18 protein-coding genes and 1 pseudogene are annotated in these 20,484 nt (G+C 58.5%); 4 read left to right on the forward strand and 15 right to left on the reverse strand.

What is annotated here, in order from left to right; all coding sequences use genetic code 11:
• Positions 1 to 356: 356 nt before the first annotated feature.
• Positions 357 to 821, reverse strand: coding sequence for a DUF6676 family protein (locus ACKFRX_RS06895; protein ID WP_040425242.1), 465 nt, complete (start codon positions 819 to 821; stop codon positions 357 to 359).
• Between the two features lie 328 nt (positions 822 to 1,149).
• Here ACKFRX_RS06895 and can point away from each other — a divergent pair, with 328 nt between their 5' ends.
• Together can and ACKFRX_RS06905 are read left to right on the forward strand one after the other, a co-directional pair.
• On the forward strand, positions 1,150 to 3,963 hold the full coding sequence (gene can / locus ACKFRX_RS06900; RefSeq protein ID WP_005328384.1) for an aconitate hydratase: 2,814 nt from the start codon (positions 1,150 to 1,152) through the stop codon (positions 3,961 to 3,963).
• A 191-nt stretch (positions 3,964 to 4,154) separates the two neighbouring features.
• Positions 4,155 to 4,730 (forward strand): TetR/AcrR family transcriptional regulator, encoded by a 576-nt coding sequence (locus ACKFRX_RS06905; protein WP_005324819.1) that lies wholly within the window; start codon positions 4,155 to 4,157, stop codon positions 4,728 to 4,730.
• A 77-nt stretch (positions 4,731 to 4,807) separates the two neighbouring features.
• On the opposite strand, the gene ACKFRX_RS06910 is transcribed toward ACKFRX_RS06905, so the two are convergent.
• From ACKFRX_RS06910 to ACKFRX_RS06930, 5 genes are all read right to left on the reverse strand, one after another.
• Complete coding sequence (locus ACKFRX_RS06910; protein ID WP_408927575.1) at positions 4,808 to 5,944, reverse strand: ATP-binding cassette domain-containing protein; 1,137 nt, start codon at positions 5,942 to 5,944, stop codon at positions 4,808 to 4,810.
• A complete protein-coding gene (locus ACKFRX_RS06915; protein ID WP_200435641.1) occupies positions 5,935 to 6,627 on the reverse strand; it encodes an energy-coupling factor transporter transmembrane protein EcfT in 693 nt (230 codons plus the stop codon). The genes ACKFRX_RS06910 and ACKFRX_RS06915 overlap by 10 nt, the downstream gene beginning before the upstream one ends.
• Positions 6,627 to 7,337, reverse strand: coding sequence for an ECF transporter S component (locus tag ACKFRX_RS06920; protein WP_179387566.1), 711 nt, complete (start codon positions 7,335 to 7,337; stop codon positions 6,627 to 6,629). Before ACKFRX_RS06920 ends, ACKFRX_RS06915 begins: the two co-directional genes overlap by 1 nt.
• Positions 7,338 to 7,519: 182 nt before the next feature.
• Positions 7,520 to 8,491: a nucleoside hydrolase gene (locus ACKFRX_RS06925; protein ID WP_200435642.1), complete on the reverse strand. Its 972-nt coding sequence runs from the start codon at positions 8,489 to 8,491 to the stop codon at positions 7,520 to 7,522.
• Positions 8,492 to 8,512: 21 nt separating this feature from the next.
• Positions 8,513 to 9,187, reverse strand: coding sequence for an NAD(P)H-binding protein (locus ACKFRX_RS06930; protein WP_005324825.1), 675 nt, complete (start codon positions 9,185 to 9,187; stop codon positions 8,513 to 8,515).
• 104 nt (positions 9,188 to 9,291) lie between these two features.
• Here ACKFRX_RS06930 and ACKFRX_RS06935 point away from each other — a divergent pair, with 104 nt between their 5' ends.
• Both ACKFRX_RS06935 and ACKFRX_RS06940 read left to right on the forward strand, forming a co-directional pair.
• A complete protein-coding gene (locus tag ACKFRX_RS06935; protein ID WP_179386521.1) occupies positions 9,292 to 9,561 on the forward strand; it encodes an ACT domain-containing protein in 270 nt (89 codons plus the stop codon).
• A gap of 1 nt (position 9,562) precedes the next feature.
• Positions 9,563 to 10,927: a PFL family protein gene (locus ACKFRX_RS06940; RefSeq protein ID WP_408927576.1), complete on the forward strand. Its 1,365-nt coding sequence runs from the start codon at positions 9,563 to 9,565 to the stop codon at positions 10,925 to 10,927.
• A 24-nt stretch (positions 10,928 to 10,951) separates the two neighbouring features.
• Here ACKFRX_RS06940 and ACKFRX_RS06945 read toward each other — a convergent pair whose 3' ends face one another.
• The 9 genes and pseudogenes from ACKFRX_RS06945 to ACKFRX_RS06985 form a co-directional block, all read right to left on the reverse strand.
• Complete coding sequence (locus ACKFRX_RS06945; RefSeq protein WP_408927577.1) at positions 10,952 to 12,274, reverse strand: DUF2254 domain-containing protein; 1,323 nt, start codon at positions 12,272 to 12,274, stop codon at positions 10,952 to 10,954.
• A gap of 6 nt (positions 12,275 to 12,280) precedes the next feature.
• On the reverse strand, positions 12,281 to 13,912 hold the full coding sequence (locus ACKFRX_RS06950) for an ABC-F family ATP-binding cassette domain-containing protein (RefSeq protein WP_005328391.1): 1,632 nt from the start codon (positions 13,910 to 13,912) through the stop codon (positions 12,281 to 12,283).
• Between the two features lie 114 nt (positions 13,913 to 14,026).
• Positions 14,027 to 14,434, reverse strand: coding sequence for a metal-sulfur cluster assembly factor (locus ACKFRX_RS06955; protein ID WP_005324830.1), 408 nt, complete (start codon positions 14,432 to 14,434; stop codon positions 14,027 to 14,029).
• Positions 14,435 to 14,887 (reverse strand): Fe-S cluster assembly sulfur transfer protein SufU, encoded by a 453-nt coding sequence (gene sufU / locus ACKFRX_RS06960; protein WP_005324831.1) that lies wholly within the window; start codon positions 14,885 to 14,887, stop codon positions 14,435 to 14,437. It lies immediately after the preceding gene.
• The gene (locus ACKFRX_RS06965; RefSeq protein WP_250412714.1) at positions 14,884 to 16,131 is read right to left on the reverse strand and encodes a cysteine desulfurase; all 1,248 of its coding nucleotides are present in this window, start codon (positions 16,129 to 16,131) and stop codon (positions 14,884 to 14,886) included. The genes sufU and ACKFRX_RS06965 overlap by 4 nt, the downstream gene beginning before the upstream one ends.
• Positions 16,132 to 16,176: 45 nt before the next feature.
• Positions 16,177 to 16,935, reverse strand: a complete 759-nt coding sequence (gene sufC / locus ACKFRX_RS06970) for a Fe-S cluster assembly ATPase SufC (protein ID WP_005324834.1) — start codon at positions 16,933 to 16,935, stop codon at positions 16,177 to 16,179.
• 30 nt (positions 16,936 to 16,965) lie between these two features.
• Entirely contained in the window at positions 16,966 to 18,120 is a 1,155-nt protein-coding gene (sufD, locus tag ACKFRX_RS06975) for a Fe-S cluster assembly protein SufD (RefSeq protein WP_005328395.1), read from the reverse strand.
• A 5-nt stretch (positions 18,121 to 18,125) separates the two neighbouring features.
• The gene (sufB, locus tag ACKFRX_RS06980) at positions 18,126 to 19,565 is read right to left on the reverse strand and encodes a Fe-S cluster assembly protein SufB (protein WP_005324837.1); all 1,440 of its coding nucleotides are present in this window, start codon (positions 19,563 to 19,565) and stop codon (positions 18,126 to 18,128) included.
• Positions 19,562 to 20,300: pseudogene (locus ACKFRX_RS06985) on the reverse strand (helix-turn-helix transcriptional regulator). Before ACKFRX_RS06985 ends, sufB begins: the two are co-directional and overlap by 4 nt.
• Between the last annotated feature and the right edge of the window lie 184 nt (positions 20,301 to 20,484).

Raw genomic sequence — 20,484 nt, forward strand, 5'->3', positions numbered from 1 at the left:
CCACTCCCCCGCCCCATCCACGATCCCCAATTAGGTATCCGGCTCACGTTAAGTCCAGGCCGAACTTCTGCCTCCCCAATCCGCAACCGACTCTCCCGGCACCCCGTGAGTGAACGAAACTGCGTCATCCACATTCGCCCGGAGTCCTTCAGTACACGCCTTCGGGTCAGTTGCCCGAATTTTCCGCGCATCAAAGGCCCGCAAAAGTTTCACCCTCTAACGTGATACTTTCTCGAACAAACTTAATTTTCAGGGACTATTTGTCGAATTCTGAAAAGCCAAGTTCCACGTTTCTCGCCCGGCTTTCATCACTAGCCCGTCTCGCACGCCCAGCTTCCGTAGGTTCTTTTCAACTATTAGAGCGTGCGACGGCCGGCCGCTAGGAAAGAGCCAACCAATACAATCACGGCGATTACGGCAACTGCCCCCACCACTGCGCCGACCGGGAAGCTGATTTGGTCTAGCCCCCTGTAGTACTCAGACAGAAGGTCTACTTGTTCAACCCCAGGCGGGATCTGTGCCTGCACCGACTCAATGTCGGCACGGCTATAAGTGTCACTAACGGAAGAAACATGGCGAGGGGTTTGTACGATGACGGTATTCAAGCCTGTCGCATCCTGGAGCTCTTGGGCAATGTCACGGACATCAGGTGCCCGATCAGCCACCACATCAACCACGGCCACTCCGTCACCGTCTCGCAAGCCTTGAGCTACCTCCGCGTTGAGCTGTGCATCTTGGCTGAGCGTTGGGGACGTGTAGGCCACGCCATCCTCTTCCAGCTGGCCTGCCAAATCAGCTACATCTACGCCCGCGGGAACCATGTGTATCTCTTCCTTATATATAGGGCTCCTAAACTTCTTCTCCCCCAAGATACGGGCGGGCCACAGACGTCCTTCCCCTCAACTCGCCGAATTTCTCGAAAAGGTGAAAACAGAACGCTTGTACTGTTACAATGGCAGCGACCGAAGGTTTTAGCCTCTACAATATCTAGGTGAACCATCGCGTTCTTTGTCGCCTTCAACACAGCGGGCCCCATGGTCGCGTCGCGTCACACCAGTGACCAATGATGCCGAGCACTGCCCCGCGGTGACGACTGGCGGCGAGTACCAAACAGAACACACTGTTTATTAACAAGGAATGGAGCTCCCTGTGACTGAAAGCTTGAACTCCTTCGAGGCCAAGAAGACCCTTGACGTCAACGGCAAGTCTTATGACTACTTTGACATCAACACCGTCTCCGGCTTGGAGAAGTTGCCTTACTCCCTCAAGGTGCTGGCAGAAAACCTGCTGCGTAACGAGGACGGCAAGAACGTAACCAAGGACCACATCAACGCCTTGGCAAACTGGGATCCGGAGGCAGAGCCGGACACCGAAATCCAGTTCACCCCAGCACGCGTCCTCATGCAGGACTTTACCGGTGTTCCTTGCGTTGTTGACCTCGCTACCATGCGTGAGGCCGTCTCCGCACTGGGTGGCACCCCGGATCAGGTTAACCCTCTCAACCCGGCCGAAATGGTCATTGACCACTCCGTCATCGTTGAGGCTTTCGGCTCTACCGATGCGCTGGAAAAGAACGTTGAAATTGAGTACCAGCGCAACGAAGAGCGCTACCAGTTCCTCCGCTGGGGTGCTGAGAACTTCTCCAACTTCCGCGTTGTTCCTCCAGGAACCGGCATCGTCCACCAGGTAAACATCGAGTACCTGTCCCGCGTTGTATTCGACAACGAGGGCCTCGCTTACCCGGATACCTGTATCGGTACTGACTCCCACACCACCATGGAAAACGGCCTGGGCATTCTGGGCTGGGGCGTCGGCGGCATCGAAGCAGAGGCTGCCATGCTCGGCCAGCCGGTATCCATGCTTATCCCGAAGGTCGTAGGCTTCAAGCTGACCGGTGAGATTCCTACCGGCGTCACTGCAACCGACGTCGTTCTTACCATCACCGAGATGCTGCGCGAGCACGGCGTTGTTCAGAAGTTCGTTGAGTTCTATGGCAACGGCGTTAAGTCTGTCCCGCTGGCAAACCGCGCCACCATCGGCAACATGTCCCCTGAGTTCGGTTCCACCGCTGCGATCTTCCCGATTGACGAGGAGACCACCAAGTACCTCGAGCTCACCGGCCGCCCGCAGGAGCAGATCGACCGCGTCGAGGCCTACGCCAAGGCACAGGGAATGTGGCTGGAAGAGGACGCTCCAGAGGCAAAGTACTCCGAGTACCTCGAGCTGGACCTGTCCACCGTTGTTCCTTCCATTGCCGGCCCGAAGCGCCCGCAGGACCGCATCCTGCTGACCGAGGCCAAGGAGCAGTTCCGCAAGGATCTCGCTAACTACACCACCGACGAGGTTTGCGTTGACGAATCCTCTGTCGAGGCAAAGCGCATGTCCGCAGAAGGCGGCGCTCCAGTTATGGAGGACGTCACTGGCGGCTTGAACAAGGCTCGTGAGGGTCACGGCGAGTCCTCGGCTACTGGCGCGAAGGGCCGTCACTCCAACCCAATTACCGTTGAGTCCCAAAACGGTGGCGAGTTCACCTTGGACCACGGCATGGTTGCCATTGCCTCCATCACTTCCTGTACCAACACCTCTAACCCATCCGTTATGGTGGGCGCAGGCCTTATCGCCCGTAAGGCAGCAGAAAAGGGTCTGCAGTCCAAGCCATGGGTTAAGACCATCTGTGCTCCTGGCTCCCAGGTTGTTGATGGCTACTTCCAGCGTGCAGACCTGTGGAAGGATCTCGAAGCCATGGGCTTCTACCTCTCCGGCTTTGGTTGCACCACCTGTATTGGTAACTCCGGCCCACTGCCGGACGAGGTTTCCGCAGCCATCAACGAGAACGACCTCGCTGCCACCGCGGTCCTTTCCGGTAACCGCAACTTCGAGGGTCGTATCTCCCCGGATGTCAAGATGAACTACTTGGCTTCTCCAATCATGGTCATCGCCTACGCCATCGCCGGCACCATGGACTTTGACTTTGATGCACAGCCGCTGGGTCAGGATAAGGAAGGCAACGATGTCTTCCTGAAGGACATTTGGCCATCCCCGCAGGAGATTGAGGACACCATCCAGTCCGCTATCTCTCGCGAGATGTACGAGGCTGACTACGCCGACGTCTTCAAGGGCGACGATGCTTGGCGCAACCTGGACGTGCCGGAGGGTGAGACCTTCAAGTGGGATGAGGATTCCACCTACATCCGCAAGGCTCCTTACTTCGATGGCATGCCAACCGAGCCGAACCCGGTTGAGGACATCAAGGGCGCACGCGTTCTGGCAAAGCTGGGCGATTCCGTCACCACTGACCACATCTCCCCTGCTTCCGCTATTAAGCCGGGCACCCCGGCCGCGCAGTACCTCGATGAAAACGGCGTTGCCCGCCAGGACTACAACTCCTTGGGTTCCCGTCGCGGTAACCACGAGGTTATGATGCGCGGTACCTTCGCGAATATTCGCCTGGCCAACCAGTTGGTCGACGTCACCGGTGGCTACACCCGTGACTTCACCCAGGAAGGCGGCCCGCAGGCCTTCATCTTCGATGCTTGCCAGAACTATAAGGAAGCCGGCATCCCGCTCGTTGTCATCGCCGGCAAGGAGTACGGCACTGGCTCTTCCCGTGACTGGGCAGCCAAGGGCACCAACCTGCTTGGCGTGAAGGCTGTTATTACTGAGTCCTTCGAGCGCATCCACCGCTCCAACCTGATTGGTATGGGCGTTATCCCACTGCAGTTCCCACAGGGCGAGTCCCACGAGTCCTTGGGCCTGGATGGTACGGAAACCTTCGACATCGAGGGCATCTCCGCCTTCAACGATGGCTCCATCCCGAAGACCGTCCACGTCACCGCTACCAAGGAGTCCGGCGAGGCCGTCGAGTTCGATGCCGACGTCCGCATCGACACCCCGGGTGAGGCTGACTACTTCCGCCACGGCGGCATCTTGCAGTACGTTCTGCGTCAGATGGTCAAGAACTAAGCGTCTTCGCGCAGTCCTTTAGCCCAACCGATGGGTTAAAGGACTAAGTTCAGTCGACAACGCGGGGTTGCACCGCCCTCTCTCAGGAAGGGCAATGCGGCCCCGCGTTTCGTCACGTCGATTTTATTTCTTATTTAAAATTACTGATTAAACAATCTTTAGATATCCCCCATTAAGGAGAGTTCCCTACTATGCCCATCGTGAGCGAATCTGAACTTAGTCGCCGCCGGCACGACATTCTCGTAGGTGCCCGCCGCTGCTTTGCAGAGCACGGGTACGAGGGAGCGACTGTTCGGCTACTCGAGCAAGCTACGGGTAAGTCACGTGGCGCAATTTTTCACCACTTCGGTGACAAAGAGTCACTATTCCTTGCCTTGGCGCAAGAAGATGCCGCTCGTCAGGCCGAAGTCGTGGCTCAAAATGGCTTGGTAGAAGTCATGCGGGAAATGCTCCAACATCCTGAGCGCCACGATTGGCTGGCCACACGCTTGGAAATCACCTCCCTGCTACGCACTGACCCCTCGTTCGCCGCTCGGTGGAAGGAAAACCAGTCGGTTCGTGATGAAGCCGTTCGCGCACGCTTGGCATCTAATGCGGATAAGGGCCGCCTTCGGGATGATGTAGAAATCGATACCTTGGCCATCTATCTTGAGGTATTTATGGATGGATTCATTAATCGGCTTGCCTTGGGCGATACCGCGGAACTAGAAAATGTTCTTGACTTAGTAGAGCAATCCATCCGCGGTGCTCAGGCGAGCCCACAGTAATCCCCCGTACATCCAATCCTGCTCCCGGCTGCTTCTTAACTGATATTGGAGAGAGCCGGGAGCAGTTTTGTATGCGCTTATAGCTGCGGCGCCAGCAGTGTTTTTTCCGTTACTTCAGCATAGGTTTCTATTTCTGCCACAAACTTAGAATCGTGGCAGGTAACTACGAGGGCGCTGCCGGACTGCAGTGCGTAGTGGATGAGTTGGTGCATGAGCCAGCGGTCGGCAGCTGAAAGCAAGGTGTCTGGTTCGTCGAGCAGAACCACCGGTCGCTGCTGCCCGATCACGTGGGCAATCTGCGCAAGCCGCAGGCGAGACGATGATAGATCGAGAGGATGATCCGCCGGATTTAGTCCCAACAGGTTGCGCAAGGTGTCATTGGGGACGAATTCCTCCACTGTTGGGAACACTGCCTGATCAAATGGCGATTGCAGGGCAAGAGCGGGTGGATTCGGGACAGCTCCGGCGCCATCGAGCCCAGCCGCGGCGCGCAGGAGCGTGGTCTTGCCACTGCCGTTATCGCCACGCAGCCACGTAACCGCGGATTCCGTGATAGGGATTTCCACCGGTCCGACGCTGAAGGAAGTGCCACGGGGCTGAGAAAAGTGCCACCATTTCTTCTTTGCTGCACCCCGGCGTGCCGTTAGCGGACCGATACTCCCTGTCCGGGGGCTTGCAGAAACACGCGGTAAGTCGACGGCCGCTACGAGTGGGTCTGTGCCAATGATGTCGCCACCCAATTCTGGCCAGGAGGAACTAGAAACGGAAATGACGCAAGTCTCCGGCATCGACTGCAAGAGGCGAACCACTTGCGTGCGCGAATCAGCATCAAGCCCGGCTGCGGGCTCGCACACAATCATGATTTCTGGCTCGCGAATGGCGACACAGGCAGCCGCAAGCCTGCGTGTTTGGCCACCGGATAGCTGCGTTGGGTCATGTTCGCAATAGTCAGACAGTCCTACAGCGCGAAGCATTCGCTCCCCACGCCGCTGCATTTCAGGGGCAGGCACGCCGGCATTTTCGAGGCCTAAAACTACTTCTTCGATACAGGTTTCCCGCAGGAAGCTAATCTGTGCTGAGGCATCCGTGCCGATGATGGCTTCGGTAGATAGGTGCTCGGCTAGTTCCACGGCAACGTCTTCGACGGCTGTGTCGGGCTCGACAAGTACTTGATATATGGCCCCAGGATTGGGCTTAATGCGGGCTAGATCCATGTAGCAATCACCACCGCAAGGCTAACTAGCGGAATGACGAAGCGTAAGACGCGGGAGACCCTGGAATCGGCAACGGGGCGCAGTAGGGTGCGTTGCCCTTCTTGGTCGAATCCGACGGCGGCGAGGGCCTGGCCACGTTGGGTTCCTTGGGTAAGGAGGCGAGCGATAACGGGAATAATGACGCGCGAGATGGTATTGCGCCAGGTCACGGTGATGCCGGCGAGCTGGTTGGCTTCACGCACGCAACGCCAAGCGTGCGCGCCTTGGGGCAGGGTTTGTAGGGAGGCTCCCACGATATACGCGACCTTGTGGCCAGCGCGCGACACTTGCAGCCACTTGGCGATATCAGCAATGCGCAGGGCTGCCATGGCCGCGATGAAGCAGGCCATGAGGGCGCAGAATCGGAGGGTGAGGGTGGCGGCGAGAACCAGGCCGTCGCTTGTTAGCAGCGGCAGCACTGGGTCATCACCGTAGGGGGCGTGAATGACCAGCATGGAAAGGGCCGCTGGGGCGCTTAGCGCCAATGTTGTCAAAATCACGGAAGCGTTGCGGGTAGCGGCAGTACCGCAGGCTAGGGCGATGAGCGCTACGCTTGCCGACGCCACCGGGTTATTCAGCGCCAAAGTAAGGATCCAGCCGCAGGCCGCGATGGTGACAACGGTGGCGGGATGAAGGCCGTGCATTAACGTGGCTGAAGGGATTCTCGGGTGCGCTGCGGCAGTGCCTTGACCGCTGCCCAGACAATGAGGAAGACCAGTGCCTTATCCAGGGGATCCGAAATAAAGGACTGCAGCGTAACCGAGGCGATGAGGGAATTGCCCAGTTCTCGGAACAGCGAAACAACCGCGCCCGTACCAAGACCTGCGGTACCGCCATAAACAAAGGCAGCCACTGGTGCGGCGAGCATGCCGGAAATGATTCCAATGATGGCGCCGCTGAGAATGACCCACCACACCTTAGTGAAAGCGCCCTTCTTGATTACCAGTCCGGAGAGGAACCCCGTGGCGGCGGACACGGCGGCGAAGGGCAAAGCGGCGGGGTTCAACAGTCCCCATACGACGGAGGACAAGGTACCAGTAGCCAATCCGGCGATGGGTCCCGCGAGCGCGGCTACCAGGATCGTTCCCACGGAGTCGATATACAGCGGAACACCGATAGAACCGATGATTTCGCCGACAACAATATTGAGCACTAGTGCTACCGGGATGATGGCGATGGTTCGCGCCGGTAATGCCGGAACGGTGCCGGTGAGAAGGAGCGCGGCGCCAACGAGGTAGCCGGCGAGGGTAATGAGCGCCTCGGTCGAGCCGGCAACGGATTCCCAATCAGTAGGACGCAGAAGAACCAGATAAATCCAGGTTGCGGCGACGATGAGTGCACCCGCGATGACCATAGCCTTGCGGACGGGGGTGAGAGAAAGCTGTGACACAGTAAAAGTCCAAATCCATATACCGAAAAATGGGCAAAGTAAACGCCGACCGCGGATGGTGCTGCTTTCCTATGTCACCTCGGAAAGCGAGCTCGCACGGCACGTGCGCCGCGGATAATAGTAGAGGCTCTGCGTGCTAAAAGCCACTAATGCGAAGCCAATAGCGTCAATCCCCGCGCGCATTCGTGGTGTGCGGCCTCCATGTCTGCGCTTGTTACCAGCCGCGCGTTGTGGGCGCGGCCCCAATGGTTGCGCAAATCTGCGACGCTCGTGCCACGCAGCAGTGTCGATTCCGCCTCGACGTCCATGGTGGTTTCTATCGCTTCATAAGGGATGCGCCCCAGGGCAATCATGCAGGTCAAAAGGTCGTGGATCTGGGCTTGATAGCCCTCTCCTTGCGCCTGGTGGAATTCAAAATAAAAACGCAGCACGTCCGGCAGGATTTGTGCCGTGGGGTGCTCCCCCAACAATTCCAAGGCCTCGTCTAGGCGCTGCGGAGTAATGAGAAACTGTTCCGTTACTTCGAGGGAACACAGCGTGGTGAGAACGCGTGGGGCGTTTGAATGAAAATGTTGGGCGGCGGCGTGCGGATCCACCCAAAAGTTCCATTCGGCAGTTGGCGTGGTGTTTCCGCGGTAATTGACCGCGCCGCCCATGATGGTGATGGCACCGAAGCGCGCAGCAGCCTCGCTATGGGTTGCTTCGAAGGCCGCAAGGTTGGTGACCGGTCCAGTAACGATCAGCTGCAGATCGTCATGGGTGGCTAATGCTTCTTCCCATACCTGCTGCCAATCGCGCTGTTGTAGCTTGGCGGCGGCAGCGGGGGCGTGTGCGTAGCCCAGCCCTGTCGGGCCATGGGTCTCAGGGGTGGTGGTGAGATCTACCTTGAGGGGTTGGGGTAGGCCGGGGGCTACGGGGACGTCGGAAAGCGAGCACAGGTCCAGAATCCAGCGGGCATTATCCGCGGTCCGGTGGACCTCGACGTTGCCGGCCGTGGTGGTAACCCCCACCAGCTCGATCTCCCCAGCATGATGCAGCCCCGCCAGGTACATAAGGGCGAGGCAATCATCGATGCCGGGATCGCAATCAATAAGTACAGCTGGTGGCTTAGCAGTCATAATGCCAGCCAGTCTAGCGCCTTACTTGATGGAGCTCACCGGATTGTCGCCATCAACGAAGGCAAGCGGGGATCCCGGCAGGTTTTCACGGCCAAGGGACTCGACGATGACGTCCGCAACCAGCTCGCGAGAAGAAGTCAGAGACTCCTTCAGCTTCTTATCCTCAATCTGCTCAATGCCCTTGGCTGGTTCCTCGGTCAGCATCGCTGGCTTGAGGATGAGGTGCGGGTAGCTGGCCTGTACAAGGCGGTTGTCTACTTCCTTCTTGGACTCCACGTAGGCATACCACTTCTCATCGGCAGGATCCGTGGTTGCTACCTGGGAGCCGACATAAGAGATCATCACATAGGCAGGCACATTCTTGCCCTCCTGCTGCAACTTGTCCATGGCGTCGAGGGTAGCGAGGGCGCCATCGCGGTCGACGGCCCAGGTGAGGTCTGCCCCACCGCGGCCGCCATTGCCAGCGCCCCAGACTACAGCGTCATAAGCGGCGAAAAGCTCTGCCCACTGATCCACGGTTTGTTCAGTAATATCAGCCATAACCGGGGTCGCGCCGAGCTTTTCAATCTCGGCCTTCTGCTCTGGGTTGCGGATGAGGGAGTGGACCTCATGGCCGGCGTCAACCAGCTTAGGGGCGGTCAGCAGCCCGACCTTGCCGTGTCCACCGATGTACAGAATCTTCTTCTTATCAGTCATACCGCCCCACCGTAACAACGGCGCGGCCGGCGTGCAGACGGCCTCCTTACTCCGGCACGCACAAACCACCGCGGCGCGCTCGGCAAGCAGATAGAATTGCACGCATGTATGCCATTATGACCGTCACCGGAGCCGATAGCACCGGCATCATCGCCGCGGTGACCACTACCCTTGCAGAACTCGATATCAACGTCATTGACGTCTCCCAGACGCTCATGGGCGGATACTTCACCATGATCCTGCGCGTCGAATTCGATGCGGACAAGGTCTCCATCCAGACCATCAAGGAGCGCATGCGCCCCGTTGCGGAAGAAAAGCACCAGTCCATCCGCATTCAGTCCGAAGACCTCTTCACCGCCATGAACGAAATTTAATATGAGCACGCGTTTTAATACCACCAATATCTTGGACACCATCGAGATGATTGAGAACTATCGTCTCGATATCCGCACCGTGACCATGGGGATCTCGCTTCTCGGATGCACCCGCTCCACCATGGAGGCTACGTGCCAGGCCATCTATGACCGCGTCACCCAGCAGGCAGCGCGCCTCGTCGAGGTTTGCGAAGGCATCGAGGGCGAACTCGGTATCCCCATCGTTAATAAGCGCATCTCCGTAACCCCCATCTCGTTAGTGGTGGCCGGCGTAGAGGGAAACCCCGTTGATGCGGCAAAGGCGCTGGACAAGGCAGCAAAAGAGGTTGGCGTCAACTTCGTGGGCGGCTATTCCGCCTTGGTAGAAAAGGGTGCTACTACCGCGGAACAGAAACTCATCAGCTCCATTCCGGAGGCGCTAGCTACTACCGACGTCGTCTGTTCCTCCGTGAATATCGCCAGCTCCCGCGCCGGCATCAACATGGATGCAGCCAAGAAGATGGGCGAGGTCATCAAGGAAGCGGCCGAGCTCACTAAGGATGATTCCGCCATTGCGTGCGCCAAGCTCGTGGTCTTTGCCAACTCCGTGGGAGATAACCCCTTCATGGCCGGCGCCTTCCACGGCATTGAAGAACCCGATTGCGTGGTCTCCGTGGGCGTATCTGGCCCGGGCGTCGTCGACCGCGCTTTGGGCTCGCTCGAGGGGGCCAGCTTAGACCAGGTTGCAGAAGAGGTGAAGAAGGCTGCTTTCAAGATCACTCGCGCCGGGCAGCTGGTAGGCACCATGGCCTCGGAGCGCCTGGGCGTTCCTTTCGGCATCATCGACCTTTCGCTTGCCCCCACCGCCGAATTGGGCGATTCGGTTGCGCACATCTTGGAGCACATGGGCCTAGACCAGGTGGGTACCCACGGCACCACCGCAGCCTTGGCTTTGCTTAACGACGCCGTTAAGAAAGGCGGCATGATGGCGTGTTCCCGCGTGGGCGGATTGTCTGGTTCCTTCATCCCCGTTTCCGAGGACAAAGGAATGATCGATGCGGTCAAGTCCGGCTCCATTTCCATGGACAAGCTGGAGGCCATGACCGCTATTTGCTCGGTTGGCTTCGACATGATTGCCCTGCCGGGCGATACCTCGGCCGCGACTATCTCGGGCATGATTGCTGATGAAGCAGCCATCGGCGTAATGAACCATAAGACCACCGCAGTGCGCGTCATTCCGGTACCTGGCGCCCAGGTAGGCGACGAGGTCAGCTTCGGCGGGCTTCTTGGCTACGCCCCTGTCATCCCGGTCAATCAAGTGGGCAATGCGCAGTTCATTAACCGCGGCGGATTCATCCCCGCGCCGGTGCATGGATTCCGCAACTAGCGCCATCGACAACCGCGCCGCGGGCTACTCCGCGGCGTGCTCTTCGCCCGGCTTATCGGATTCCGCCCACGCAGCTAGGTTGTCCTGGAAGTGCTGGTAGGAAGCCTCCAACTGTTTCAGCTCCACCTCGCCGCCTACCTGGCGGCGGGCATCGGAGTAGATGGCCCGGGCGGTGTCGTCAAGCACGCGCCGGCGATCCGCTGTGCGAAGGAGGGCAACCACCTTAGCGAGGTTATCCAGCATGCTGAGGTAAATCTCCGCATTATCGGCCGCGTCGCGCCGAATCTGTGTAAACATCGCCTCGACGATTTCGGCATAGCTAAAGGTCTGATAATCCAGCCGAAACTCGCCGCCCACATGCACAATGCCCTGCGGAAGCCGCTTATCCCCAATCACGGTGAGAATCTGGGTAAAGCGGTCAATGATGTCAATTACCGTAAATGGGTCATTAACGCCGGTGCTCAAAGCGCGGGCAGCAATTTCTGCAAGGTGCCGAGCGGTAAACCGAGGATCGTGGGCAGAGGCGTTTTCGCGGTGTTGCGTGAGCACGATATGACGCTCAATATCTTCCGGCAAACGTGGCACGCCGTGGGCAATGACCTCGCCTTCCAATACGAGGTCTCCCGGTGCCACGCCGAGGTGCACCGCGCAATCCTCTTGCGCTGCAGCCTGCGCGATGGCGTCATAGTCCACGAATTTGAGATAGCCAGTCTCACTACTGCGGCGCTTTTGCGCGTTCGTGTAGAACTCTGGCCCCGGCGCTTTTACTTTCTCCTCCTCCTCACCGCGGCGGATGAGCCGGCGCATGTGGCTTTCTACGTCTTGGGCAACCACGTGCACCACGTGGGACATGCTGATGGATTGCGCAATGTGCACGATGAAGTAGATGAGGAAGACAACGCAGGCGATGGCCAGCAGCACTGTGACGGCTACATTGAGGGAAGGAACGTATTCTTCTACCCCACCGCCGCCGGTACGAACCGCGCGCAGGGATAGGAGCGCAAAAATAAAGGTTGCCAGGTAGATCGCCAACGTGGATTGAATGGAGCGATCCTTTAAAAACTCGTGCAGGAGGCGCGGGCCCATCACCGTGACGACACCGGATAGCGCGGTCAGCGTGATGAAAAAGACGGTGCCGGCCAAGGAGAGTGACGAGGTTGCTACCGCGCTTAAAATCCCTTGCGCGCTATCGGCGCTGCCGTCATAAAAGGGCGTGTCCGACACGTCAAAATTGCTACCAACCGCAATGAGCAATTCCGCGCCGATCGCGGCGATGGCCACCGCCACGGCGGGGATCAGCCAAAACTTCTCCCGCCAAGCGGGCATCCTCTCCAGCAGTGTCTTCATAAATCCCTAAGCTAGCTCCACGATCTCCATATAGTCATCGGACCACAGGTCCTCATCACCATCGGGCATGATGATCACGCGTTCCGGATCCAGTGCCTTAACCGCACCCGGATCGTGCGTCACCAGCACCACAGCGCCCGTATACGTTTTCAGTGCATCAAGCACCTGCTCGCGCGAAATCGGATCCAGGTTATTGGTCGGCTCGTCTAGCAACAGGACGTTCGCGCGGCTGGAGACCAAGGCGGCTAGCGCAAGGCGCGTCTTCTCACCGCCGGAGAGGGTACCCGCAGGCTGCTCCAGCTTCTCACCGGAGAACATGAAGGCGCCAAGCAGGCTGCGCAACTCCTGCTGATCCGCGTCTGGGCAGGCATCGATAGTGTTTTGCCACACGGACTTATCCGGGTCGATGGTGTCATGCTCCTGCGCGAAGTAGCCGATGCGCAGGCCGTGGCCGCTGACGATGCCACCTTCACCATCGGTGCGTTCCACGCCGGCAAGCAATTTCAACAGGGTGGTCTTACCTGCACCGTTGTAGCCGAGAACAACCACCCTAGAGCCTTTGTCGATAGCGAGGTCTACGCCCACGAAAACCTCCAGCGAGCCGTACATCTTGGTCAGACCCTTGGCATTCATGGGCGTCTTGCCGCACGGCGCCGGCTCGGGGAACTTAATATTGGCCACCTTATCGGCCACGCGGACCTCGTCGAGCTCGCTCATCATGCGTTCAGCACGGTGGAGCATCTGCTTTGCCGCGGCGGCCTTGGTTGCCTTGGCACCGAGCTTGGCAGCCTGCTTTTGCAGTGCAGACGCCTTCTTTTCCGCATTGGCACGCTCTCGGCGACGCCGCGCTTCATCGGTAGCACGGGCATCGAGGTACTTCTTATAGCCCATGTTGTAGACGTCGGCCTCGCCGCGGACCGCGTCAAGGAACCACACCTTGTTGCACACGGCCTCCAGCAGTTCGACGTCGTGGGAAATCATAATGAGCCCGCCCTCATGCTTGGACAGGAATTGGCGCAGCCACGTAATAGAGTCGGCATCCAAGTGGTTAGTCGGCTCATCCAAGAGCAGCGTGGTCTGGGATTTGCCGGAGCCTTCAGTAGCTGCAAAGAGGATCTGTGCCAGCTCCACGCGGCGACGCTGGCCGCCTGAGAGGGTCTTGAGCTTCTGGTCTAGGACACGCTGTGGCAGGCCCAAATTATCGCAAATCTGCGCACACTCGGAATCGGCTTCATAGCCGCCGAGCGACTCGAACTGCTCCTCCAAGCGGGAATACTTACGGATAGCCTTATCCCGGAACTTATCGTCCGTGGCCGATTCCATGAGCTCTTGTTGCTTCGCCATGCGGCGCTTAAGATCATCCAGGCCGCGTGCGGAGAGAACGCGCTCGCGCGCTGTTTGCTCGATATTTCCCTCGCGGGAATCCTGGGGCAGATAACCAATGGGGCCCGAGCGAGTCACAGAACCACCATAAGGCTCCGTCTCCCCTGCCAAAATGCGCATGGTCGTCGTCTTGCCCGCGCCGTTGCGGCCGATGAGGCCAATGCGGTCGCCGGGCTGCACGCGGAGGTGCTGCCCGGGGGCGTCGAGAAGCGTGCGCGCTCCTACCCTGACTTCGAAATCATTGGTTACAATCACGAAGAAATAGTCTAGCAATTGACGCGGCCAACGCTAAGACGCACTAACGCCCCCAACAGCCACTTCCCGAATCCGAGAAATGCGCTGCTGGGGGCGTGTGATTAATACGCGATTTTAAACCGCGAAACCGAGGGCCTGAAGCTGCTCGCGGCCCTCCTCAGTAATCATTTGCGGTCCCCATGGCGGCATCCATACCCAGTTGATGCGGACGGCATCGGCCAGCTTATTGGCCTTGACGATGTCTTCGACCTGCTCCGCAATGACATCGGTCAGCGGGCAGGCCGGCGAGGTCAGCGTCATATTGATCATGACGATTTCCTTGCCATTGTCCTCTTCAAACCAGAGGTCATAGACAAGGCCCAGGTCGACGACGTTAATGCCGAGCTCGGGGTCGATGACATCGCGCATGAATTCGGTGACGTCAAAGGCCTTAGAGATCTGCTCTTCGGTCTGCTCCGGGCGCTCGCCGCTGCCGGAGAATGAAGAGTTCTCGTTCTGATAAGGATCTACGGGTTCGGTCATCTAGTTCTCCACTTCAGTTAGTGCATCGGCGGAAGCAGCCTGGAAGGCCTTCCATCCGAGGAGCGCACACTTGACGCGCGCTGGGTACTGGGACACGCCGGCGAAGGCAACGCCGTCACCGATGAGGTCTTCATCGCCCTCTTCTTGGCCGCGAGAGGTAATCATCTTTTCAAACTCGGCCAGCTTCTCATTGGCTTCCGCGAGCGGCAGTCCAACGATCTCTTCAGCCATAACCGAGGTAGAAGCCTGCGAAATGGAGCAACCTTCCGCGTCATAGGAGACGTCCTCGACGGTCTTGCCGTCATCGGAAAGGCGCACGCGCAGGGTCAGCTCATCGCCGCAGGACGGGTTCACGTGGTGAACCTCTGCCTGATACGGCTCCCTCAAGCCGGCGTGTTGGGGGTTCTTATAGTGATCCAGGATGACGTCCTGGTACATGGAATCTAGGTTCATGAGGCAACTCCAAAGAATTCGCGGGCAGCCTTGATTGCGTCCACCAGCTTATCTACTTCTTCCTCGGTGTTATAAAGGTAGAAGCTAGCGCGGGCGGTGGACTGTGCGCCGCAGGCACGGTGCAGTGGCCACGCACAGTGGTGGCCAACGCGAATGGACACACCGTGGTCATCGAGGACCTGGCCCAAGTCGTGCGGGTGAACGCCTTCCACAGTGAAGGAAATGGCGCCACCGCGATTTTCGGTAGTGTCTGGACCGATGATGCGCAGACCAGGGATTTCCTTGAGCTGGCGCAATGCGCGCTCGGTGAGCTTCTTTTCGTGCGCGTGGATATTGTCCATGCCCACTTCTTCCAAGAACTTCACTGCTGCGCCAAGGCCAACCACCTGGCTGGTCATCTGCGTGCCCGCCTCAAAGCGCGTCGGCGGCTCGGCAAAGGTGGTTTCTTCCATCTTGACGATCTCAATCATGGAGCCACCGGTCAGGAAAGGTGGCAGCTTCTTGAGCAGCTCATCCTTGCCGTAGAGCACACCCACGCCGCTGGGGCCGCACATCTTATGGCCGGAAAAGGCCGCAAAATCCACGTCCAAAGCGTGGAAATCAACCGCCATGTGTGGCACCGACTGGCAGGCATCGAGGACGACCATGGCGTCGACCGCGCGGGCGCGGCGCACCAGCTCATCCACGTCTGCCACAGCACCCGTGACATTGGATTGGTGAGTAAACGCAACTACCTTGACGGAGTCATCAAGCTCGAGCGAATCGAGATCGATGCGTCCGTCTTCGGTCATGGAATACCACTTCAACGTAGCGCCGGTGCGAGCACACAGCTCCTGCCACGGCACCAAGTTGGCGTGGTGCTCCAATTCGGTGATAACAACGGTATCGCCCTCGCCCACGTAGAGGTCCCCCGCGCGCTCGTCGCCAAGCACATAGGCAACTTCGTTCAGGGCCTCAGTGGCGTTTTTGGTAAAGGCGATTTCGTCGCGGTCCGCGCCCACAAATGCGGCGATAGCTTGGCGCGCCGACTCGTAGGCATCATCGGCCTCTTCCGCCAGCTGATAGGAACCGCGGTGAACGGGGGCGTTCGTGTGCAGCACAAACTCCTCTTCCGCCTTCCATACCGGCAGCGGGCGCTGGGAGGTAGCACCCGAATCCAGATACACCAGTGGCTTATCACCACGCACCGTGCGCTGGAGAATCGGGAACTGTTCCCTAATTGCGTTTACATCAAATCCAGACATGAATCTTCTTTGGATAGTCGCGGTTGACCGGCCGAGGGTCGGTCCTTACTTGAGGAACTGGTCGTAGCCGTCAGACTCGAGCTGGTCCGCCAATTCAGCGCCACCGGTCTTGATGACGTGGCCGTCAGCGAAGACGTGGACGAAGTCCGGCTTCACATAGTTCAGGATGCGCTTGTAGTGGGTAATCATCAAGATGCCACCATTGGTTTCCTTCTGGTAGCTATTGATGCCCTCAGACACGATGCGCAGAGCGTCAACGTCCAGGCCGGAGTCGGTCTCGTCCATGACTGCGAACTTCGGCTTCAGGATATCCAGCTGCATAACCTCGTGGCGCTTCTTCTCACCGCCGGAGAAGCCTTCGTTTACGGAGCGGGAGATGAAGGACTTATCAATCTTCAGGTTCTCGCGGGCCTGGGTAAGCTCCTTGTTCCATTCACGCAGCTTCGGTGCCTCGCCGCGAATGGAGGTGACTGCGGAGCGCATGAACTGGGAGACCTTTACGCCCGGTACCTCAGTTGGGTACTGCATCGCCAGGAAGAGGCCGGCGCGAGCGCGCTCATCGACGGGCATCTCCAGCAGATTTTCGCCGTCGAGTAGGACCTCGCCCTCGGTGACCTCATACTTTGGGTGGCCGGCGATGGTGTAGGACAGGGTGGACTTGCCGGAACCGTTCGGACCCATGATGGCGTGGATCTCGCCGGAGTTGATGGTCAGGTTAACGCCCTTAAGGATTTCCTTCGGCTCGCCGCCTTCTTCCGTCGGCAGCACCTGGGCGTGGAGGTTCTTAATTTCCAGAGTAGACATAATGTGTGTGGGTTTCCTTCTATGAAAGCTTTAGGCGGAGATCTTTTCCAGTTCTTCGGAAATGCGGTTTTCCAATTCCTCGGACAGGGACTGCACCGGAATACGGTGGATGACCTCATTGAAGAAGCCACGGATGATGAGGCGGCGTGCTTCAGCCTCTGGAATGCCGCGAGACATCAGGTAGAACAACTCGATGTCATCGAAGCGACCAACGGTGGCCGCGTGGCCTGCACCGGTAATTTCACCGGTCTCAATCTCCAGGTTAGGGATTGCGTCCGCGCGAGCGCCCTCAGTCAGGATCAGGTTGTTGTTGGTCTCGTAGGTATCGGTGCCCTGTGCATTGGAACGGATAAGGACATCGCCTACCCAGCAGGTGCGGGCCTCATTGTCCTTGGTGCCCTGCAGCGCGCCCTTATAAAGGACGTGGGAGCGGCAATTAGGGACGGAGTGATCCACCAACATGCGGTTTTCAAAGTACTGGCCTTCATCAGCGAAGTAGACGCCCAGCAGCTCTGCGTCGCCGCCCTGCTCGGTGAAGTTCACGCGAGGCACGATGCGTACCACCTCGCCGCCAAAGATGGCGGAGTTGTGGCGCAGCACAGAATCTCGGCCGAGCTGTGCCACGTGGTTAGACAGGTGTACGGCATCGTCTTCCCAATCAACGTCAACGACGACGGTCAGGTGAGCGCCATCGCCCACGATGAACTCGACGTTATCTGCGTGGGTGCCAGAGCCGACGTACTTCAGGATGACGGTGGCTTCCGCGTGGTGGCCTACCTCGATGGAGGTAGCGCCAAAGGAAGTTACGCCCTCGCCCTTGCCGGTGTAGGTAATGACCACGGGCTCTTCCACCTGAGCCTCAGCGTCAATGGTGACAACCTGGCCCTCAGGCATAGAAGTCCACGCCTGTGCCGCGACGCGGTCAGACGGGGTACCAACGCGGCCCAAGCGCTCGTCATCGCGAGCGACGGTCTCGGAGCTTACGCCTGGATGTTCGCTCACGGTGACGTCCTGTGCCACTGCCTCAGCGAACTCGCCATTGTGGAGTCCACGGAGCTTGCGCAGGGAGACAAAGCGCCACACCTCATCGCGGCCGTGCGGCACCGGGAAGTCCTCCACGTTGGTGGAGGTAAAGACGTCACCCTTGGTGATCTTATCCGGATTGAATTCGTTCGAAGCGACCATTTTCTTTAGCCGACCGATCCTTCCATTTGCAGTTCGATGAGGCGGTTGAGCTCGAGGGCGTACTCCATCGGCAGCTCCTTAGCAATCGGCTCAACGAAGCCACGCACGATCATCGCCATTGCTTCTTCTTCCGCAATACCGCGGGACATCAGGTAGAACAGCTGCTCCTCAGAAACCTGGGAAACGGTTGCCTCATGGCCCAGCGTGACGTGGTCATTGCGGATGTCGTTATACGGGTATGTATCCGAACGCGAGATATTGTCCACCAGCAACGCGTCGCACTCGACGTTAGAGGTGGAATGGTGCGCGTTCTGATTAACCTGCACCAAGCCGCGGTACGCGGCGCGGCCGCCGGCACGGGCAACCGACTTGGACACAATATTGGAAGAAGTGTGCGGGGCCATGTGAGTCATCTTGGCGCCCGTGTCCTGGAACTGGTTCTCACCAGCAAAAGCAACGGAAAGAACCTCACCCTTGGCGTAAGGACCGGTCATCCATACGGCCGGGTACTTCATGGTGACCTTGGAGCCAATGTTGCCGTCGACCCATTCCATGGTACCGCCTTCTTCTACCTTGGTGCGCTTGGTCACCAAGTTGTAGACGTTGCTGGACCAGTTCTGAATGGTGGTATAGCGGCAGCGGCCGCCCTTCTTCACGATGATCTCCACTACTGCGGAGTGCAGGGAATCAGACTTGTAGATAGGAGCGGTACAGCCCTCGACGTAGTGAACATAAGCGTCCTCGTCGACGATGATGAGGGTGCGCTCGAATTGGCCCATATTTTCCGTGTTGATGCGGAAGTAAGCCTGCAGTGGAATATCTACGTGCACGCCCTTGGGCACGTAGATAAAGGAGCCACCGGACCACACAGCGGAGTTCAGCGCAGAAAACTTATTGTCACCGGCCGGGATAACGGTGCCGAAGTACTCCTTGAAAAGCTCAGGGTAGTCACGCAGTGCGGTATCAGTATCGACGAAGATGACGCCCTGGCTTTCCAGGTCCTCACGGATCTGGTGGTAGACAACCTCGGACTCGTACTGGGCTGCCACACCGGCAACGAGGCGCTGCTTCTCAGCCTCTGGAATGCCCAACTTATCGTAGGTGGCCTTGATGTCGTCCGGGAGGTCTTCCCAGGTCTGGGCCTGCTCCTCAGTGGACTTCACGTAGTACTTAATCTGGTCGAAGTCGATGCCAGACAAATCCGCGCCCCAGGTGGGAACGGGCTTCTTATCAAAGATGTTGAGTGCCTTCAGACGCTGGTTAAGCATCCATTCCGGCTCGCCCTTCTTGGCGGAAATATCGCGTACTACATCTTCATTCAAGCCGCGGCGAGCAGAAGCACCAGCCGCGTCCGAGTCGTGCCAGCCGTACTCATATGCACCAATGGAATCAATGATTTCATCATCGGTCATCTTGTTCTCGGGTGCCGATTGTGCCTGGGTCATGACTCGCTCCTTTCAGTATTTGTATTAACGGGTGTCAAGGGGATGTTTGTGGTACAGAATCCCGTGGCCTCCGGCGATGGAGGCCAAAGGCTGTACGTGTTTGCCTAATAGAGCAGAAAAGACTTCTTGTTCCGCCTCACACAGCTCTGGGTGCTCGGCCGCCACATGGGAGACCGGACAATGATGCTGACAGATTTGCACTCCCTGACCAGCGCGGTCCACCGTGGCGGCATACCCGTGCTCGTCCAAGACCTCGGCCAGCTTACGGGCCACATCCTCTACAGATTCGCCCTCTTCTACGAGGGGGCGCACATCTGCAACGAGTCGCTCGAAGCGGACCTTAGCAAAGCGCTTAACGGCCTCAGACCCGCCGACGTCGCGAAGCGCCGTCAAGGCATCAGAGGCCAAATCATCGTAGGCGTGGCCGAATTGCGCTCGGCCACGATCGGTGAGGCGGAAATGTTTGGCTGGTCGCCCGCGACCAGAGCCGCTACCCGCTGAACCGCGGGTAACTGGGCGGCGGCGCACAACCTCCGTCAATTCCTCTTCCACCAAATTGTCTAAGTGCCGGCGGATTCCGGCAGCAGAAAGGCCAAGGCGTTCACCCAAGTGGGAAGCGGTAACGGGCCCGTCCTTCAGCAGCAACAGCATCACTTGCCGGCGGGTATCGCCATCCGTAGTGCGGGATTCCTTAGCCGCCTTGTGCGTAGTTTCTACGCGCTGAGGTGTGCTCATGCCGGGACCTCCCTTCGTGCTTCGCTCACTTACAGCCGCCCTGCAGCCGGCTCCCGTAATTCCGAGAGTCGCGCCGCAGTCCAACTGCGCCTCCTTTATTAGACAACACTAGTGTTCCTTAATTCATTCCGGAATGCCACCATTGGCCTTTCTTCGGCGTGGCACGGGGGTGGCTAACTCCCCT

Source organism: Corynebacterium tuberculostearicum, assembly GCF_046097465.1.
GTDB lineage: Bacteria > Actinomycetota > Actinomycetes > Mycobacteriales > Mycobacteriaceae > Corynebacterium > Corynebacterium tuberculostearicum_I.

Bases quoted from the DNA above. Each gene is read 5' to 3' on its own strand.
- ACKFRX_RS06905 (WP_005324819.1), top strand. From the start codon at position 4,155: ATGCCCATCGTGAGCGAATCTGAACTTAGTCGCCGCCGGCACGACATT.
- sufB (WP_005324837.1), bottom strand. From the start codon at position 19,565: ATGACCCAGGCACAATCGGCACCCGAGAACAAGATGACCGATGATGAA.
- sufD (WP_005328395.1), bottom strand. From the start codon at position 18,120: ATGGTCGCTTCGAACGAATTCAATCCGGATAAGATCACCAAGGGTGAC.
- ACKFRX_RS06940 (WP_408927576.1), top strand. From the start codon at position 9,563: ATGAGCACGCGTTTTAATACCACCAATATCTTGGACACCATCGAGATG.
- ACKFRX_RS06930 (WP_005324825.1), bottom strand. From the start codon at position 9,187: ATGACTGATAAGAAGAAGATTCTGTACATCGGTGGACACGGCAAGGTC.
- ACKFRX_RS06965 (WP_250412714.1), bottom strand. From the start codon at position 16,131: ATGTCTGGATTTGATGTAAACGCAATTAGGGAACAGTTCCCGATTCTC.
- ACKFRX_RS06915 (WP_200435641.1), bottom strand. From the start codon at position 6,627: ATGCACGGCCTTCATCCCGCCACCGTTGTCACCATCGCGGCCTGCGGC.
- ACKFRX_RS06935 (WP_179386521.1), top strand. From the start codon at position 9,292: ATGTATGCCATTATGACCGTCACCGGAGCCGATAGCACCGGCATCATC.
- sufC (WP_005324834.1), bottom strand. From the start codon at position 16,935: ATGTCTACTCTGGAAATTAAGAACCTCCACGCCCAGGTGCTGCCGACG.
- ACKFRX_RS06910 (WP_408927575.1), bottom strand. From the start codon at position 5,944: ATGGATCTAGCCCGCATTAAGCCCAATCCTGGGGCCATATATCAAGTA.
- ACKFRX_RS06925 (WP_200435642.1), bottom strand. From the start codon at position 8,491: ATGACTGCTAAGCCACCAGCTGTACTTATTGATTGCGATCCCGGCATC.
- sufU (WP_005324831.1), bottom strand. From the start codon at position 14,887: ATGAACCTAGATTCCATGTACCAGGACGTCATCCTGGATCACTATAAG.
- ACKFRX_RS06895 (WP_040425242.1), bottom strand. From the start codon at position 821: ATGGTTCCCGCGGGCGTAGATGTAGCTGATTTGGCAGGCCAGCTGGAA.
- ACKFRX_RS06955 (WP_005324830.1), bottom strand. From the start codon at position 14,434: ATGACCGAACCCGTAGATCCTTATCAGAACGAGAACTCTTCATTCTCC.
- ACKFRX_RS06945 (WP_408927577.1), bottom strand. From the start codon at position 12,274: ATGAAGACACTGCTGGAGAGGATGCCCGCTTGGCGGGAGAAGTTTTGG.
- ACKFRX_RS06920 (WP_179387566.1), bottom strand. From the start codon at position 7,337: ATGGTCATCGCGGGTGCACTCATCGTCGCCGCAACCTGGATTTATCTG.